The organism is Marinomonas transparens, assembly GCF_016463975.1.
Lineage (GTDB): Bacteria > Pseudomonadota > Gammaproteobacteria > Pseudomonadales > Marinomonadaceae > Marinomonas > Marinomonas transparens.
The window spans coordinates 319317-337647 of record NZ_JAEMNX010000003.1; the positions used below are offsets into that span (position 1 = coordinate 319317).

The window sequence follows — 18331 nt, forward strand, 5'->3', positions numbered from 1 at the left end:
TTCTCATAGAGCATAGATTATTTACAAGAAGAATAACAACCCTACATAGAATTACATGTCGTTACAGACATATGCCTGAAAGACATCAGACCTTATCACTAACGCAACAATGCAATACGACCCGCCTTCACTTGCTGTCGTAATATTCGAATTTGTGGGGAAAACTGATACAGGTCACCATTTCTGCCCACCAGCTGACAAGGCACATGATTTTGCTCAGCGACATTCGCATTGCCATCTAAATGCTTGGGCTCACCATGAACCGGCACGGCAATTTCGGGTTGCGTCCATTGATACAAATCACCAAGCTCCCCTCGACAAGGGTGTCCACTGACATGAATAGATACGTCGGACTCATGGGACTGTAAGGTGCGTATTTTACGACCACGAAACTGTGTCACCAATCTATCTATTGCTAATTCATTACCCGGAATTCGCATAGCGCTGAAAATCACTAAGTCATCGGCCTCAAGACTCAAGTCAAAACAATTATCTGCGGCCAATCGGTTCAATGTTGCCCGTGGCTCTCCTTGGCTTCCTGTCACTACGGCTAATACCTCCTCCCTAGGTAAATAACCAAGATGCGCCGCATCGATAAGAGGCAAATCATCTGGCCAATGCCCTGTCGCTCTCGCTGCGCTGACCATATTAATAAGAGACCGGCCAATCAGTGCAAGATAGCGTCCGCTTTCTTTGGCAACTCGACCCAAAGCAATTAAACGCGCCACATTGCTACTAAAGCAGCCCACTACCACACGATTCTTTTCTACGGCAATGGTACTTAACAAACCTTGATAACAATCGCTTTCTGACGCCGAATAGCCTTCTTTTAAAGCATTGGTCGAATCACACACCATGGCGAGAATATTTTCTTTCGCTAAGGCTTTAAAACGCTGGGGAGAAAAGCCTTCCCCAGTAATAGGCGCTTTATCAATCTTCCAATCACCAGTATGAAAAATACGCCCTGCTGACGTGTCTATGATCATGGCAAAGGGTTCTGGAACAGAATGAGTCAAGGCCAACCATTTCACATTAAAAACACCTATTTTCTTGGTTTCATTTTCTTCAACCACAATGATAGGCACCTGATCCGTTAACCCCACTTGCACCAGCTTACGGCGTAGCACTTCGGCCGTGAACGCCGTGGTATAAACAGGGCATTTGAAACGCCGCCATAAAAACGGTAAAGCCCCCACATGATCTTCATGGGCATGAGTAATGACAATGCCAGCTAGACGCTCTTTCTGCTCGCTAATAAAAGTAGGATCGGCACATACAATTTCAGAGGTAAGCAGATCATCAGGCTTGAGCGGCTCATTAAAAGAAACGCCACAATCGACCATTAACCATTGGCCGTCATGACCATACAAATTCATGTTCATGCCGATTTCACCTGTGCCGCCAAGGGGCAAGAACCATAAATCTTGTGATGAGGGTATTAAAGATGAAATGAAGTACTCCTTGAGAATCACGACTTAGCCTGTACAAAAACTAAAATAGGCCGCTAGAATTTTGTCTATGGTACGCACTTTCCGTTAAGATCTCAGCTCACTCGTCAGATAAGTTAAAGATGAAAGTTATCAAAATCAGTCTAGTTGGCCTTTTCATTGTCGCTCTGGGCGTTGTGGGAATACAAACTCTAGGAGTGACTTTTTTAAACAAACAAATACAAGCTCAACTTGATCAAACAGGGTTAGCCTCTTTTGTTCGGTTTCATGATGTTTCCATTGACCCTTTCACCTTATCACTCAGCTTTCACCAAGTGAGTTTTGGCAACCCAACATACCCTTGGCTCATCTTTGATTCCATTACCCTTAATAAGGGACTCTTCAATAACCAAGTACTCGACGTGACATTCCAACTAAACCAAACCGCCATCAAGAAGTTATCTAATGACACTCAACACTTAATGAAAATGGCAGGATTAACCGAGTTAGCGGGAAATGGACGATTTACTTCTTTACAGCAAGATCAGCATGTCACTTCAAACATGGCGCTAGACATTAAAGGGCTTGGCCAATTCAGCTTGGCGAATCAAATGAAAACTCAACTCAATGCCGCGCTGATTCAAGAAATACGTACAGACATGCTGGCCTCCATGGCCTTTGGTCAACCCGAAGCTATCTTTCTCATTTACGGTGATGACATCACTTTTTATGACATCAAGCTCAGCTTTCAAGACGCTGGATTAATCCAACACCTATGGCCGACCTATGGCAATGAAAACAACATAAAAAAAATCATGTTTGAACGTTTAAAAAGTGATACCCATACATGGGGACTGGCAGAAGCCACATCACAGCGCAATGTAGAGATAGCAAAGACACTGACGGATTACCTCACCTCAACCGACCGATCAAATACTCAACATCTAGAAATATCTATCCACCCTGATTCGCCCCTGTCACTCGGCGAACTCTATCTGCTCAGCAAAGACAAACAGCTGGCAGATAAAACGAATATGCATGTGGCCATCAAACCCTAGCGTGTTCTTTACACCCTAATAAAACACTCGAAACGGTTGATTCGACGTTGCTCTAGCAATGCCTTTCACCATGCGGAAGATAGACCAAATCCACACTAAAAATAGCAGGATATAGCCAACAAAGAACAAGGTGAGAATGAAACCAGTAACACTTAGAAATATCCCCCACCAAAAAGTACTAATGATATTGCTATAATGATCTTCAAAAAAAGTACCACGCGCATCGCTAACTTTAACCATGGCCCAAATCGCACCGATCAACCAAAACACCCCAGTAAAAATCCCTAACAACATAAAAATATAAGCGATCACCACATTACTTTTTGCATTATCTTCTTTTGGGGTTAACGGCCTTGGAGGACGATCTGGTTCGAATCCTGACATATCCATTTTATTCCTCGTAATATCTTGCAAAGGCCTCACATGACCTGCTTTATATTTGTCCATTTAGTTTCTTTTCAAGATGAATCTTTGTACCGTAAGCATACTTACCCACTCCTAGGATAAAGATGACAGACGTAACGCTTTTAGTCGATGTACAAAACATCTATTACACCACTCGCCAATCCTTTGGCCGGCCTTTTGATTACAACGCTTTTTGGCGCCAAGCTACCGCAGGACGTAACGTCATCAAAGCCATCGCCTATGCCATAGACAGAGGAGATGAAAAGCAACGTCAATTCCAAAATATTCTTAGGGCGATAGGATTTGAGGTCAAACTCAAACCTTATATTCAGCGTTCAGACGGTTCAGCAAAAGGCGACTGGGACGTAGGCATTGCCATCGATGGCATCGAATACGGAAAAGACAGTGACGTATTAGTATTAGCGTCTGGCGACGGTGATTTTGATCTCTTGGCAAAAACATTAAGAGAAAAATACCAAACACAAATCGAGGTGTATGGTGCAGAGCCGTTAACCGCACTCTCTTTAATCAAGTCAGCAACAAGGTTCATTCCTATTGACCAAACCTTGTTACTAAAATAGCCCCATCTCTTTTATTTCTATAAAATAAATAAAGACAAAGAATGGGATCAAAAGCTCTATTCTAGGTTTATCCAAACCCTCCCTGTGATTGAGTAAATCACGAGGAGTAACATCGGGTGCGACTCTAAAGGAATGTAGGTAATTAGGGCAATGCAGGAGAAATTATCGGGGCATAGTAGACTTATTCTCGCCTTCCCTAGCATTAAACACAAAAAGTAATATAACATTACCAAATCAATACGGTTCTAATTATTGCTCTAGAACAGCTGGGGTTATATATCACCTTAATTTAAAGCGATGAAGCAAATGAAGTCCCAGAAAACACCTCTGATATCGGAAATAAAAAGCACTCTATCAAAGTCGCTCAGCCTGATACTTTTCCTTGTCCAACTTTTCTTCGCGAGCTTAAACTTCTTTATTTTAAATCAGCCTGCTATTGGAACCTACCAATTTCTAGCCTCTATCTTTTGTGCTTATGTTTTCTTTCATTCACTAAAAAAAGAAGTAAAAGAATGGCACCATTACGTCCTCAGCCTTATTACTACAATTGGAATAATAAGCGTCATCTCCGTCGCAGACTTAAGAGCTGGTCCCATCTATTGGTCTTTTGCCCTACCACTTATTTATTACATGCTGTTAGGGACTCAAAAAGGCCTAACCTTTAGCCTGATCGCTTTCTTTCCTCTTGCTGGAATTTTATTTTTGCGAAGCGATCTCGACCATAATATACCCTACCGCTCTGTACTCAACTTCACACTTGCTTATTTTAGTGTTTGGACGATTTGCCACCTTTACGAAAGGCACAGAATGACAGTTCACTTAGCATTACAAAAAATGGCCCTAGGTGATGCGCTAACTGGTATTCAGAATCGCCATGCTTTAAAGCTTTTCTTTGAGTCAATTAAAGACAATCAAGAAAACCTTCACACCCTAGTCATAGATATTGATCACTTCAAAAGCATCAATGATCAGTTTGGTCATGAGACAGGAGATAAAATCCTAATTGAAATGACTGAACTACTAAAGTCCCGCGTGGACTCTAAAGACATCTACCGCTTAGGCGGAGAAGAGTTTTTAGTTATATTAGAAGAAGCTCCTGATAACGAGGCTCTATCTCTTGCAGAAAGTCTTCGCAGAACGGTTGAACAGTCTACCTTTGCTCATGAAGAAACAGACATTAATATCACCGTCAGTATCGGCGTTTCTAAGTTCCAATATGGACAAGCTTTCAATGAATTTTTACGATTAGCAGATAAGAACCTTTATCGAGCTAAAAACGCTGGCCGTAACCAAGTATGCAGTGGATAAAAGCGAATATCCGATTTAACATCCACTATTAAAGGTTTGTAAAAACAAGGCTTCCACCTTATCCCTTGCCCAAGGCGTTTTACGCAAAAATTTCAGACTCGATTTCACGGATGGGTCACTTTTAAAGCAATTGATATTGATGCGAAAAGACAACTCCTCCCAACCATAATGATCAACTAAATCTGTGACGATTTTTTCCAATTTCAAACCATGTAAAGGGTTATTGGCTTGTGTGCCGCTCATACCTGGACATTCCTACTTATTATGTGAAGATTCGTTTTTAAAGCCAGCAGTATACAGCAAGCCCTTACCGTCTTGTGGACCAAAATGGACAAGAAACATTAATATTCACCTCCTAAAATACATGATACAACCGAACAGAAACCAACTTAATACCAGTGGTCATATCACGTCGATTGGCGAACAATCAGCTCAGGGGAGAAGTGACTTTGAATAGGATAATGAGTGCCATAAATAGCATTCAATAATAGCCTAGCGGTGGCTTCCGCCATTTGATAAAGAGGGAGTTTTATACTGCTTAAAGAGGGAGTGTAATACTGGCTCATGGACAAATCATCGAAGCCAATAATGGCCATTTCTTCAGGGACTTTTATGCCCTGCTGAACACAAATATGTAATGCGCCCATAGCCATCAAATCATTACTACAAAAAACAGCAGAAGGACGCTGTTCTAGCGCTAAAATAGCGGTCATATGAGCCATACCTGACTCAACATTAAAATCCCCTTCTCCCTGATAAATAAGGGGAGTTTTAGACTTTTTGAGAGCCTTTTGACAACCTAAGAGGCGCTGGTAGGCATCGCGTTTCCATAGGGGGCCAGTCACTATCGCGATTTTTGCATGGCCCTTATCAATAAGGTGTTGAGTCGCCATTTCACCACCAGCAAAATCATCAAAGGAAATCACATGCCCCTCATCATCAGGAAAGTGCTGATTTAATGCAAACACAGGGCAACGGCTGTTTATCTTTGCGATTTCTTCTGTCGATAAATACTCCGTAAGCAACACCAACGCATCCACTTGACGTTTAACCAAAAAATCCACAGCATCACGCTCACCTTTTAAAGAGCCATTGCCACAGGCGAGAATGACATGTCGATCATCACCTCGTAGAGCGCTTTCTATCCCACTGGTCGCAGGACCGTAATAAGCCGTATCAATATGAGATGTCACCAAACCTATGGTGTAAGTTTTCTTACTAGCCAACGAGCGAGCCGCCTGATTAGGACTGAATGAAAGCGCTTCAACCGCTGCTAACACTCGAGCGCGAGTTGCCTCTTTTACAGGTGTCGTACCACTCAGCACACGAGATACTGTCGCTTTAGACACTCCAGCACTCTCCGCTACATGCGTAATGGTACTCATTTTTTTACTCACACACAGGCCTTGTTCAATTTATGACGGTCAAGCATTATAACCCTGTTTTTTAATTCGATGGTTAAGTTGATCGTTATTCCCAGCACGAAACAATAAGACCATTTGACTAATTGCGCAAATGTCCGAAAATAGCGTGAGGCCATTACATAGCATCACGAACAATAAGAAAAACTCAGCCTTAAACATTGGAGAATAGATTAATGGGTATATTATCAGGCCTTAAGAGCCTATTTGCTGGTGGCGAAAGTACACCAGAAGCAAGTGAAGAAGTCGTTGAATACAAAGGTTTTAATATCACCCCTGCGCCAATGAAAGACGGTGGCCAATATCGAGTTGCCGCCACCATTACCAAGGGGGAAGGCGAAGAACAACAGACTCACAAATTTATTCGCTCTGATTTAATGCCAAATCGCGACGAATGTATCGAAATCACCATGCGAAAAACGAAGCTCACAATTGATCAACTTGGCGACCGTATCTTTGGCTAACATTAGAAAAGGGTAAGAGCATGAGAAAACCAATAGGACAACACTGGCAACAGGTAACTGAAAGTGAAGACCTATTGGGCGTGGATTTCCGCTCCCGAACCTTCACCTTTGCCGGCCCCAAATACCCTACCGATACCACTCTTATTCACCACCAAGGTAACCCGGATAAAAAGCAAGCTATCTTGTATATCCATGGTTACACAGACTACTTTTTCCAAGCTGGCCTTGCTGAATTCTTTATCAAGCAAGGCTATCGTTTTTATGCCATAGACTTGCAAGGTTATGGTCGATCCATCCGGCCTTCAGTGCGCCCTAATTGGTGTGAATCCATTGCTCAATATGGACAAGACTTAAACATCGCCTTAGCAACAATGAAAAAAGACGGTATTGACGATGTGGTGATACTTGCCCACTCTACTGGTGGCTTAATCGCCTCTACCTACTTAGCACAAACACAGAATATCACCGAAAAAGAACAGCATTACGGCAAAGCATTTCCAACAATCAGCCGCTTAATCCTTAACAGCCCTTTTCTGGCTTTGCCACTGTCACCCAACGCCATCCGTTGCTTAAGCTGGCCCATTCATACCCTAGTTTCTCTGTGTCCTTTTTGCTCACTACCAGCCAATAAGCCAACAGTATATGCAAAAACCCTGCATACCAGCTTTGCTGGTGAATGGGATTATCGACTAGATTGGAAGCCAAGTGAGGGGTTCCCCCTATCTTTTCATTGGCTAAAGCAAATCATCACAGCACAACGTTATCTGGCTAAGCAAACCATTACCTTGCCAACCTTGTTATGCCATTCGGACAACAGCACTATAGGAAAAGAACAGGTCGAAGAGATGCGACAAGGAGATGGCGTGCTAGACATCCACAGCATGCAAGAAGCCGCTGAAGCGACGTTTAGCCAACTAACAACAGCCAGCATTCCCAAAGGCTATCATGACCTTTACCTTTCACCTCAGCCAATAAGAGAAAACTACCTTGCCGCTATAAAAGATTGGTTAGAGAAAACCGCTTAATGAATAAAATACATTAAGCGCCTTGACGAACCATCACCCAATCCAGTAAACGTGTCGGTAGCAAACGCTTTAACACACCGGCAACGTAAGTCGGGGTTGTCACGTAATATCTAGGCTTAGGGACTGTTGACTCCAACGCATGTATCAATTTATTGACAACAGCACTCGCCGGTAAAGTGTGGGATGAGGCAGGGCCTTCTTTACTGAGTCGTGCAATGGCTTCTTCGTAGCCCAATTTATGACGGCTGTTCCTAGTATCTATATTGTCTTTTAACGCAACCAAAGCATTGGCCCTAAACCGGCTTTCAATCGGCCCCGGCTCAATCAAGCTAATATGAATTGGGGTATCCGCTAATTCCAAACGCAAGGTATCCATTAGCCCTTCCACAGCAAACTTACTGGCGTTATAGGCACCACGAAACGGCGCGGCAACCAAACCTAGCACAGAGCTATTCGTCACAATACGACCATAACCTTGCTCCAGCATGAGCTTCAACACTCGCGTCGTCAGATCATGGGTGCCAAAAAAATTACTCTCAAACTGCGCTCTTAGCGCATCAACCGGCAAATCTTCCACGGCTCCCGGCTGTCCGTACGCGCCATTATTGAATAAAGCATATAAATGACCATCAGTAATGGCCAAGGTATCTTCTAGTCCTTTGGCAATTGACGCCGAGTCAGCCAGATCCAACTGCACCACATGCTTAATGCCCTGCGCTTTTAGTTTTTCAACATCTTTCTGATGACGACAACTCGCCACCACCAAAAAGTTTCGTTGCTGAAGCATTTTCGCGGCCTCTAAACCGATACCTGAAGAACACCCAGTAATAAGAATGGAATACTGCATGAAAAATCCCTTAATAAAAAATAGTCGATCTTTGCATACTAACAAAAAGCATTGCAGCCATGTAATAACGACTGGATAGTAAACCTACTCAAACACTTGGTCTCCCTCTTAACCTACACAGTCTCTCGAAACGAAGACTTCTCAAGAGAATTCCCCAATAAGCAATGTTTTGAGGAATTACTTTGATAACGATTTGTTCATAAATAGCCTATATTCATCACTAGATGAATTAATGTATGGAGCCAATAATGACAATTAAAATAGGCCGCCCAAAACAATCGGGGACAAAGCAGGAGCCAGTACGCGCCAGCCTTATCGAAGCCGCCATTCTTTGCTTTTCAGAGTATGGCTTTGACAAGGTATCAACCCGAAAAGTTGCTCTCGCGGCGGGAGTCGATGCGGCGATGATTCGCTATTACTTTGGCTCAAAAACGGGCTTATTCTCAGCCGCAATACAAGAAACTTTAGCGCCAGTGCTCAAACAACTGCAAATGGACCTAAGCCCAAACACACCACCCAACCCATTGCTTCTTATGCAAACCTATTACCGGATGATTGCCACCAGCCCTATGCTGCCTAAGCTCATCCAACAGGTCCTCAACCAACCAGACAACCCACAGGTATTTTCCATCCTAACCGGCGTTATCGATAACCTACTCAAACGTTCTGAAAAATGGATCGACGCGTTTGAACAACAACACAAGATCAACCCCAACCTCAACTCAGAATGGGTACGTCTCAGCTTCATAAGCCTAATGATCTTTCCTGTCCTAGCCCCCCAATATTTGCAAGATCAACTCGGGGTCAAACTTAAAGAAGACTGGTTATTAGACTTAGCCAATCATAATCAGACCTTGTTAGAACAGGGTCTTTTCACCTCTCCGGTTATACCAGTCTCTAACAAAAATAAAGGCAAACTATCATGAAACCCCTGCCTATTTTACTTTCGTCCCTTTTGTTATTATCGTTAACCGCCTGCCAAACAGATGATGGCTCTCACGCAATGGGCAATATCGAGCGCGACAGAATCAGCTTGTCGGCCCCCGCTTCAGAGCCAATTATTTTAGTCAACGTAAGCGAAGGACAGCAGGTTTACCAAGGTGATATTCTACTGCAATTGGATTCACGCAGCGCTGATGCCCTTATTGCCCAGCGTGAAGCAGAACTTGCCCAAGCGAACGCCGCCCTTAGTGTCCTTACCGCAGGTACCAGACCGGAGCAATTAAGCGCCGCATTAGCGGCCCTGAAAGCGACTCAAGCGGCCAGTAAAGAAGCGGAGCTTAAATATCAACGAGTCAGTAAACTCTACAAAAGCAAGGTGGTAGGTAAAGCGGATCTCGATACAGCAAGAGCTGCCAGAGACAGTACTAAGGCCAAAGCACAACAGACACACGACCAATGGCTAGAACTAAAAAATGGTGCCCGTGAAGAGGACATTGCACAGGCTAACGCGAAAGTTCAAGCCGCACAGGCCGCCTTGTTATGGCAAGAAAGAGCCCGCGAAGACCTAAGCATTAAAGCCCCTATAGATGGCACCATAGATACCCTCCCATGGCACCAAGGAGATCGCGTGGCCGCTGGCACACAATTAATTAGTTTACTGTCTGCTAGCCAGCCTTACGCAAGGGTCTATTTGCCCGCCAGCGCGTTAACAAAAATCAAAGCAGGCGATATGATAGACGTCTTTGCCGATGGCATAGCAACGCCCATCCAAGGACGAATACGCAATATCCGCTCACAACCTGCTTATACTCCATTTTATGCCCTCAATGAGCGGGACAGAGCACGCCTTATGCACCTGACTGACATTGACCTGCTTAAAGCTGAACAACTGCCTACTGGCTTAGCGGTTGAGGTGCGTTTACCATGAATGCCTCAGCTCACCAAGAACTAGAGCCGACAGAATACGTCATCGAGGCAAAAGGGCTGAGCAAATGCTTTGGTGACAATATTGCAGTCAACAAGCTCGATTTAAAAATCCCTAAAGGCAGTATCTATGGCTTTCTTGGGCCAAATGGCTGTGGTAAATCCACCAGCATTCGTCTACTCACTGGTTTATTAGAAGCCAGTGAAGGTGAGGTCAATATTTTAGGCCAGCCACTGCTAGGGCATGAGGAATCCCTCAAAAAACGCATTGGTTATATGACGCAGAAGTTTTCTTTATACGACAACCTAACCGTACAGGAGAATCTCAACTTTGTTGGTGCCATCTATGGTTTCGCTGGGCGGAAGAAAAAAAATCGCATCGAAGAACTACTCGCCCTATACGACTTAGAGAAGCAGACAAAACAGTTCGCTGGCTCCATGAGCGGCGGCCAAAAACAACGCCTCGCTTTGGCTTGTGCCACATTGCATTCCCCAGAACTGTTGTTTCTCGATGAACCCACGTCGGCTGTTGACCCTGAAAACCGTCGGGAATTCTGGGAAAGATTGTTCGACCTTTGCGACGCTGGCACCACCATTTTGGTGTCCACCCATTACATGGACGAAGCCGAACGCTGCCATGCTCTCGCTATTATGGAAGAAGGAAATAAACGCGCGGACGGCTCACCTCAAGCCTTAATGGACGCCATGCCTGCCACCGTGGTGGAAGTCAGTGGTAATCAGTTAAGGCAGTTCAAACAGACCCTAATACAGCATCCTGACATCCTATCCGCCGCACAAATTGGCTCCCACCTTAGGGTATTAGTAAAGCAACAAGTAGCTGACCCTCTTAATTTCATCTCACAACTCAGTCAGGGTCGGGAAGCCCTATTGGCTCGCCCTAGCCTTGAAGACGTCTTTGTCGCCTGCACCGGAGGTCGTCATGTGGATTAGAATCTATGCTATTTTCACCAAAGAATTAAAACAACTGTCCAGAGATAGAATGACCTTCGGCTTGATCATCATGATCCCCCTGGTACAACTTATGTTGTTTGGTTACGCGATCAACACCACGGCGCGACACATACCCGTTGGCTTGATCGACCTCAGTCAGACCTCTGAAAGCCGAGCCATTGCACACGCGATTACCGCCACCCAATCTGTCAACTTCACTGCTCGTTATCGGTCCATAAAAGAAGCCGAAGTAGCCATTACTCGAGGCGAAATTAAAGCCGTACTTTATTTACCAGCTGATCTGACTCGTCGATTATTCAGCCATCCATTATACGACCATCAACAACCTAACTCACCGCTCACTCGACCGGTGGGGCAATGGATAGTCGATGGCTCCGATACGGTGATTGCCTCAAGTATTCGAGCATTGCGAAATATGCCCTTAGACGAAGTGGCTAATCATGCGGTAATACGAACCGCCCCTAGCTTTGAAGTAGTGCAATACTTCAACCCTGAGCAAAGAACCGTGGTCAACATCGTACCGGGATTAGTCGCTGTCATTCTTACCATGACAATGATTCTCTTCACCTCTGCCGCTATCGTTCGGGAGCACGAACACGGCAATATGGAATTTTTAATCACCACACCAGTACGTTCGATAGAATTGATGATTGGCAAAATTACGCCTTATGTTTTAATCGGCCTTATACAGGTCAGTATTATTTTAAGCGTTGGTCACTGGGTCTTTTCCGTGCCTATTAGAGGCCATCTGCTATCACTACTAGGTGGCTCCATTTTATTTATCTTTGCCAGCTTAACCCTTGGTCTGGTGCTCTCCACCATTGCCAAAAACCAACTACAGGCAATGCAGATGACCATCTTCATTCTGCTACCGTCTATTTTGCTTTCAGGTTTTATGTTCCCTTATGACGCCATGCCAGTCGCCGCCCAATGGATAGCGGAAGCACTGCCCGTCACTCATTTTATGCGTATGATTCGCGCGATTGTCTTAAGAGACGCCAGTATTCTATTACTAGGTGAAGATGCGTTATGGTTAGGCTTGTTTACGGTAGGTGGAATAATCATTGCGTCATTACGCTTTAAAAAGAAACTGGAATAGCGGCTAGACTCAGCTTATTTTTAGTTTGTTCGCACTCTTATGCTCGTACATGGCCACATCAGCGGCTTCTATCATGTCATCTAATGATTTGCTTATATCGCTTGAAAAAGTCGCCACACCTGCACTGCATAAAACTTTATAGGGTTTATCAATGCGCTGATTCATTTCAATAATGGCATCATCAAACTGTTTTAAAATCGCCTTCACCTCTTCAGCATCAGTATCCGACAACATCACCACAAATTCATCACCACCCAAGCGACCAATCACATCACTTTCTCGAAATGTATTTTGCATCACCTCGGCAAACTGAATTAATGCAAAATCGCCTTCATGGTGGCCATGCAAATCGTTAATTGGTTTAAAGTCATTTAGGTCAAATAAAATAAAAGTCATCGACATGTTTTTACGAATACACACCTGTTGAGCATGCTCTGCCAACGAAAAAAAACCACGTCGGTTAGAGATCATCGTCAATTCATCCAAAGTGGCCAATTGTATCGCCTTAATTTCCTGCTCAATCATCGCGCCCAAGTCTTCTAATAAAAGCTTATCCTCTTCTTCTAATATCTTGGGTTTAGAATCAATCAGACACAGGGTACCTAGGTTGATACCGGGTCGAAGTTTTAGAGGGTAGCCCGCATAGAAGCAAACATTGGGACTACCAGTGACCAGTGGATTATCAAAAAAACGTTCATCTTCCAGTGCATTGGGCACGATAAACAACCCATCTTGATTAATCGCATGACCACAAAAAGACACCTCCCGCGGTGTCTCTGTCGCGTCTAGGCCTTGACTGGATTTAAACCACTGTCGATTTTCATCCACAATACTCACTAAAGAAATAGGAACACCAAACATACGCTTGGCCATGCGAGTAACACGGTCAAACCGCTCCTCATGGGAGGTATCAAGAATTTGAAGTGTTCTTAAAGCGTGTAAGCGTTCGGCTTCATTCTTGGGTATTTTGGGCGTCAGCATATCAATTCCTTATGACTACCTATCAGCTAATGAGAAGATTAATTAACTATAGCAACGATTAAAAAATGTACAAGAATACTAAACTATCCCTCCCTTTCAATTTTCCATTCTGGTCATGGCTGCCGAAATCACACCCCATTGTGGCGCCACGGAAGGACGAATCATGAGAGCTATTTACGATGGCGACGACTCAATGACAGCAAACCAAGTTACTTGGCTTGGGGACTAACAGAAGACCGCTTACTCCTTCCTAGATTTAACCCTCTACAAGCTTTACAAAATATAGTCTGGTCATTAGAGTTGGCTTCCATTATTTTGCTTAGCCTATTACAACTTTCAATACGACAAGGATTTCACCATGGCAGATACTACCCAAGAGTACCAAACAGACACCAGTAAATGGGCGATTGCGGTACACAGAGTCACCTCTACAAGCGTCGAAATATGGGTCGGATCACTCTACACTACCCTTATCAAACCCAAAATGGCTCGCGTTTGTTTGCTTGTAAATGGTGAAGTAATACAAACAAAAGACATTACAACATCCGATTGGAAACGACCTTTTCGCAATACAACACAGCGCTTTGTCTCACTACAAACATTCGATGACATACAACCAAACACCGCCTATACAGTTCGCTTTGAACGCTATATCTCCCCCGAAGAAGAAACCTTACCCGTTGGCTGGGTCCATCTTAGAAATGCCTATTTCAACACCTTACCTGAAAGCATTTCGAGTGAATCCTCTTTTACTATCGGTTTAGCCAGTTGCTTTTACCCTCACCGAGACGGCGGACGCGCAGCAGAAGCCTATCAAGCCCTCTATGAAAGAGGTGATGATGAAGTCAAACCTGACATCACCTTCTTAACAGGCGATCAGGTGTATTTGGACATAGGTTTCGACTCCCTTTCAAGAGACCCTGATGAAATCAGGCAACGCATTGGTGATGACTACGCAACCAACTGGCAATTATTGGGTGGCATACTAAATCGAGGGGCAACCTGGATGTTGCCAGATGACCATGAATTCTGGAATGACTACCCATTTCATGATTCTCTCATTCCACAACTGCTCGCTCTAAAATTAAAAGGGGTACGAGAAACTTGGACGAAAGCGGCAAAAGACGCGGTTAAAAACATACAGCGCTCACCAAGAGTTGAAACCTTTACAATTGGAAATGATCTGTCCTTTTGCCTTGCTGACTTGCGCTCATACCGTTCTAAAAATACCTTCTTGCCCCATGCGACCTTTAAACAACTGACTAATTGGGCGGAATCACTAACCAGCCCAGGTGTATTGGTTATTCCCCAACCGCTTATTGTTAACATCAACAAAACGGAAAGGAACCTACTCAGTTATAAGGCGCAATACAAACGCTTGCTAGAGGCGTTAGGCAGTAGTGGACAAAACATTGTTGTTTTGTCTGGCGATGTCCACTTTGGGCGGATCGCTTCCTGCCCAATAGGTGAAAAAGGGGCAACTCTCACTGAAATTATTTCCTCTCCGATGTCGAACTTGACCTATTTAAACGGCATAGCCACAACAGGCCCTGAATTCAGCCCTGAGCAATTCCCCGCTGTCGATTTTTTACCAACAGGCTGGCAGCAACAAGCAGTAACCTATGACAAAAATTTTGCGATAAGCACCAAAAAAGGCTTTCTATTTTCAGCTTATCCAAAGGAACGTACCCGAGAGCACTTTATGACTATTGGCTTTAAAAAGGTCGATCAGAAATTACAAATGACAGTCAATGCTTGGCGTATCAGAGAGCGAGATCCTGCCAGCTATTTGCCCTTGAGCGATTTCGAGCAAGCCTATCAAGTCCTGCTAACAAAATAGATCAGATCTGAACAACGGCATTTTAAGATCTGCTATTTTCCATAAAAAAACGCATTGTGCTCTTGAGTACAATGCGTTTTAGTCGAAAGCTTAGGGAAATGAGGGATGAATAAATATCGCCAGTCACTTATCAGAAGACCTGATAAGCCGCGACGATAAAACTCTATAGCCTTAAACATTATTGAATAACGCGCTTCTAAGCTACGTTTTAAAACGTGTAACCAACGCTCACAAGAAATGCTAATGGGTTGATGGTTGTTTTAATTGGCGGAACATTCACAGGGAAATTATTAACATGAACGTCTGTATCGATATCAAGATACCAAATAGAAGTATTAGCAAACCATTTATCGTTTAGGTCAATATCGATACCAGCCTGTATCGCATAACCAAAAGAATTATCAACAGACACGTCTGCGCTTGCTAACGCACCAACCCCTTCTTCATCTAAGAAGGTGGTGTAGTTAAAGCCGCCACCCACATAGGGTCTAATGTCGCTGTCACTGTCTGCAAAATAATACTGAGCTACAACAGAAAGAGGTAAGTGAGAAACGTTAGCCACATGCCCAGACGTTTTCAAGCTAACCTCATGGGTAAAAGGCAAACCAAGTAACACTTCAAACCCCACATTATCAGACTTCATATAAGTTAATGTAGCGCCTATTTTTAATACATTATTAATTTCTAATTCACTATCTCCCAAAACCACATCGCTACTTTCATTCGGAGCAACATAAGCTAAACCGCCACGAACGAAAAAGTCATCAGCATTGTGTGCAATAGCATTAGCAGACATAAACATGGCTGAACTTAGCAAACCGACAGTTAAGAGAGAAGAAGATCTAGATAGCATATTAATGTCCTTATTTTTTAAAAAATAAATATAGCTGAACCTTAAGAAAAGAAAAATTTACAATATTTCGATGCTTTATAATCTTTATATTTTAAAGAAGTAAGCAATGTAAAACAAATAAAACTTGGTATGCGCAACGCATCAAATCAATAAACTGAAAAAAGTAAATATAAAAAAACAAGCAGCATCAGGGACAAGAAAACACAATTTATTAACACAATACACTTTTAGAAACTGCACTCTTTTACGTCGACGAAGAACCTATTTACTGGACGCGACCAAACCGCTGGGTTGACTACCCTAAGAACGGGCGAGCTTAGATTTTGTTTTCGAGGCAAAAATAGATGAAAAAGCGGAGTTTATTGGTTGTAAATGAGCTGTTTGAGTCTATTTTAACACTCTATTGGTGCGCACAGCAGTCGTGCAAAGGTCTTGTTAGAACTCACATAATGGGACGCCTTACAACACCACATTTTAATACCTAGATTAATTAGATAAACAGCGCCAGCAATTTTTATGGCATTAAATGCCATGGCCAAACTGGATAAAATAATGCCTAAACTGGTTGCTGAAATAGCCGCAACCAGTGAAATCACCAAGGCAATGCCAAACATGCCTGAAAGCGTTTTAAGCAAGCCATGTTGGATGACATTATTAATGGTTAACAGAAGCGCTTGACCAGATAAGAGAACGGTGGCAACAACCACACCGACATACAATAAGTAATTATCCATATATACTCCTTAGCAAAACGTTAAGCAACGCCTGCTATTCAAACTGTTCCCATCGATTTTGAACAATAAAAAGTAAAATTGCCCCACCAGTTAAACTGACTAAAAACTCAGATGCAGCAACACCGATATATAAGTTAATCAAGAGCGATACAGCGAGTACGACAAAAAAACCATAAACCCCTATCTTTTTCCATGCCCAAACTAAAGAGGTAAATACCATACTAAACACATTCAACACACCGAGAAAATAGAGCAGACCCACCGATGCTTTAGGATAAATCTTAATAATGGCTTCCGGTATCGTGAAATAAGTCATTGCCATGATAGGCATGGTAACAAATATTAAAATGGCAAAAGCAACGATTAAAAAACCTCGTGCTTTTTCTGGTTGTTGATTCGTGATTCCCATTATTCTCTCTCATTGTCTTTAAATAGATTAGCACCATCATCACATTCACCAACAGAAGTGTCCATTCCTTCAAGTATAGACTTTCGTATGGTAGGTACTGACAGCAAAAACCGTGTTTCCTGAATAGCAGACCCACCTTATTCAGATACTAAAACAACATAATTACGTTTACCTGTAAGCATGACTGCTTGATGCAAGGCTGCCGTTTTATCAATAAGCCGCTATAAACTATCAAGCATCTCGGTTGCCGTAATCCCAACCATCACATGACTCAAAAATAGTTAATTTATGAATAAATTGTACGCTATCAAAAGCGTTCGCCAATCCGCATGTCACGGTATAACAAAGCGACGATCAGAGCATGCCTAGACACTCTGGTGAAGATTATCCTTAACCAGATTGCCTGATATGATTAACTTTGAGAGGTGGGCAGCCTATTAGATCGTGACTCTTGTATTCATAAAAATTAACTAGAAAAGACCAAGGTCAATTAATAAGAAAACTAAAATCTCCCTAAAAATTAACCCTGACACCCACTTTACAATACGTCCACGCTCAAGCTGAACGCCTTGCTCGGAGAGTTTCAAGTAACAGCAAGGTAAGCCATTGCGGTAAGGAATACTCGCTTTAAATGTACCTTTTCTCCTACCAGAAAACAAAATGGCCTTCTGATTCAGAAGGCTATTTTTTTGCACTGCTTGCTATCAATAATAGTACTTAACCATCCATAAACTGGTGGTTGATGTAAGCATGAAGGTTGCTAATGTGCTGCTCCATCCAGACTGACAAGCCATGTAATTCGATCACCTTGTCTCGGTAAAGGGCTAAGGTTTCAATGGTTTTGCTGACTTCATGAATGGGCAAGACCAGCAAGTCTTCGTCGGGCGCCATGGGCTGGGTGGCCTTACCCAATGCTTGATACTGGTCTAGGTCGGCTTGCTTGACCTGAGCACCCATTGGTAAAGGCGTGGTGGTCGTTGCTTTCATAACTTGGCCCATCGCCCGCCGAACAAAAGGTCTGTCTTGAATCGTAATGTAAGC

Annotated in this window: 20 protein-coding genes and 1 pseudogene; 11 read left to right on the forward strand and 10 right to left on the reverse strand. The window is 43.3% G+C overall.

Going from position 1 to position 18331, the window contains the following annotated elements:
- Positions 1-98: 98 nt before the first annotated feature.
- Positions 99-1382: a ribonuclease J gene (locus I8J31_RS06250; RefSeq protein WP_233402609.1), complete on the reverse strand. Its 1284-nt coding sequence runs from the start codon at positions 1380-1382 to the stop codon at positions 99-101.
- A gap of 188 nt (positions 1383-1570) precedes the next feature.
- Here I8J31_RS06250 and I8J31_RS06255 point away from each other — a divergent pair, with 188 nt between their 5' ends.
- A complete protein-coding gene (locus I8J31_RS06255) occupies positions 1571-2485 on the forward strand; it encodes an aq_1923 C-terminal domain (protein ID WP_199467412.1) in 915 nt (304 codons plus the stop codon).
- 15 nt (positions 2486-2500) lie between these two features.
- Here the strand turns inward: I8J31_RS06255 and I8J31_RS06260 are convergent, their stop codons facing one another.
- On the reverse strand, positions 2501-2869 hold the full coding sequence (locus tag I8J31_RS06260) for a DUF4870 family protein (RefSeq protein ID WP_199467413.1): 369 nt from the start codon (positions 2867-2869) through the stop codon (positions 2501-2503).
- Between the two features lie 125 nt (positions 2870-2994).
- On the opposite strand from I8J31_RS06260, the gene I8J31_RS06265 reads away from it, so the two are divergent.
- From I8J31_RS06265 to I8J31_RS06270, 3 genes and pseudogenes are all read left to right on the forward strand, one after another.
- Positions 2995-3471, forward strand: a complete 477-nt coding sequence (locus tag I8J31_RS06265; RefSeq protein WP_199467414.1) for a LabA-like NYN domain-containing protein — start codon at positions 2995-2997, stop codon at positions 3469-3471.
- A 306-nt stretch (positions 3472-3777) separates the two neighbouring features.
- Positions 3778-4278, forward strand: a pseudogene (locus I8J31_RS21200) (hypothetical protein); the annotation flags it as partial.
- Positions 4279-4779: a GGDEF domain-containing protein gene (locus I8J31_RS06270; RefSeq protein ID WP_199467415.1), complete on the forward strand. Its 501-nt coding sequence runs from the start codon at positions 4279-4281 to the stop codon at positions 4777-4779.
- Positions 4780-4794: 15 nt separating this feature from the next.
- Here the strand turns inward: I8J31_RS06270 and I8J31_RS06275 are convergent, their stop codons facing one another.
- Positions 4795-5022, reverse strand: a complete 228-nt coding sequence (locus I8J31_RS06275; protein WP_199467416.1) for a VF530 family protein — start codon at positions 5020-5022, stop codon at positions 4795-4797.
- 164 nt (positions 5023-5186) lie between these two features.
- Positions 5187-6164, reverse strand: a complete 978-nt coding sequence (locus I8J31_RS06280) for a LacI family DNA-binding transcriptional regulator (protein WP_199467417.1) — start codon at positions 6162-6164, stop codon at positions 5187-5189.
- Positions 6165-6376: 212 nt separating this feature from the next.
- Here I8J31_RS06280 and I8J31_RS06285 point away from each other — a divergent pair, with 212 nt between their 5' ends.
- Positions 6377-6664, forward strand: a complete 288-nt coding sequence (locus I8J31_RS06285) for an HlyU family transcriptional regulator (RefSeq protein WP_199467418.1) — start codon at positions 6377-6379, stop codon at positions 6662-6664.
- 20 nt (positions 6665-6684) lie between these two features.
- Positions 6685-7689 (forward strand): alpha/beta hydrolase, encoded by a 1005-nt coding sequence (locus I8J31_RS06290; RefSeq protein ID WP_199467419.1) that lies wholly within the window; start codon positions 6685-6687, stop codon positions 7687-7689.
- 13 nt (positions 7690-7702) lie between these two features.
- Here I8J31_RS06290 and I8J31_RS06295 read toward each other — a convergent pair whose 3' ends face one another.
- Positions 7703-8536 carry an SDR family oxidoreductase gene (locus I8J31_RS06295; RefSeq protein WP_199467420.1) on the reverse strand — a complete coding sequence of 278 codons (834 nt, stop codon included), beginning with the start codon at positions 8534-8536 and terminating at the stop codon, positions 7703-7705.
- Positions 8537-8784: 248 nt separating this feature from the next.
- Here I8J31_RS06295 and I8J31_RS06300 point away from each other — a divergent pair, with 248 nt between their 5' ends.
- From I8J31_RS06300 to I8J31_RS06315, 4 genes are read left to right on the forward strand one after another with little or no spacing between them, the layout of a single operon-like run.
- Positions 8785-9462, forward strand: coding sequence for a TetR/AcrR family transcriptional regulator (locus I8J31_RS06300; RefSeq protein ID WP_199467421.1), 678 nt, complete (start codon positions 8785-8787; stop codon positions 9460-9462).
- Positions 9459-10406 carry an HlyD family secretion protein gene (locus I8J31_RS06305; protein WP_199467422.1) on the forward strand — a complete coding sequence of 316 codons (948 nt, stop codon included), beginning with the start codon at positions 9459-9461 and terminating at the stop codon, positions 10404-10406. The genes I8J31_RS06300 and I8J31_RS06305 overlap by 4 nt, the downstream gene beginning before the upstream one ends.
- Complete coding sequence (locus tag I8J31_RS06310) at positions 10403-11353, forward strand: ABC transporter ATP-binding protein (protein WP_199467423.1); 951 nt, start codon at positions 10403-10405, stop codon at positions 11351-11353. Before I8J31_RS06305 ends, I8J31_RS06310 begins: the two co-directional genes overlap by 4 nt.
- Positions 11343-12473, forward strand: a complete 1131-nt coding sequence (locus I8J31_RS06315; protein ID WP_199467424.1) for an ABC transporter permease — start codon at positions 11343-11345, stop codon at positions 12471-12473. The genes I8J31_RS06310 and I8J31_RS06315 overlap by 11 nt, the downstream gene beginning before the upstream one ends.
- A gap of 9 nt (positions 12474-12482) precedes the next feature.
- Here the strand turns inward: I8J31_RS06315 and I8J31_RS06320 are convergent, their stop codons facing one another.
- Complete coding sequence (locus tag I8J31_RS06320; RefSeq protein ID WP_199467425.1) at positions 12483-13454, reverse strand: sensor domain-containing diguanylate cyclase; 972 nt, start codon at positions 13452-13454, stop codon at positions 12483-12485.
- Positions 13455-13812: 358 nt separating this feature from the next.
- Between I8J31_RS06320 and I8J31_RS06325 the strand changes: the two genes are divergently transcribed.
- Positions 13813-15294, forward strand: coding sequence for a metallophosphoesterase family protein (locus I8J31_RS06325; RefSeq protein ID WP_199467426.1), 1482 nt, complete (start codon positions 13813-13815; stop codon positions 15292-15294).
- Between the two features lie 208 nt (positions 15295-15502).
- Here the strand turns inward: I8J31_RS06325 and I8J31_RS06330 are convergent, their stop codons facing one another.
- The 4 genes from I8J31_RS06330 to I8J31_RS06345 all read right to left on the reverse strand — a co-directional run.
- Positions 15503-16147, reverse strand: a complete 645-nt coding sequence (locus tag I8J31_RS06330) for an OmpW family outer membrane protein (RefSeq protein ID WP_199467427.1) — start codon at positions 16145-16147, stop codon at positions 15503-15505.
- A gap of 392 nt (positions 16148-16539) precedes the next feature.
- Positions 16540-16881, reverse strand: coding sequence for a LysE family translocator (locus tag I8J31_RS06335; RefSeq protein ID WP_199467428.1), 342 nt, complete (start codon positions 16879-16881; stop codon positions 16540-16542).
- A gap of 34 nt (positions 16882-16915) precedes the next feature.
- Entirely contained in the window at positions 16916-17290 is a 375-nt protein-coding gene (locus I8J31_RS06340; protein WP_199467429.1) for a hypothetical protein, read from the reverse strand.
- A gap of 717 nt (positions 17291-18007) precedes the next feature.
- Positions 18008-18331, reverse strand: a 324-nt coding sequence (locus tag I8J31_RS06345; protein WP_233402610.1) for a hypothetical protein, incomplete at its 5' end; no start/stop codon positions are given.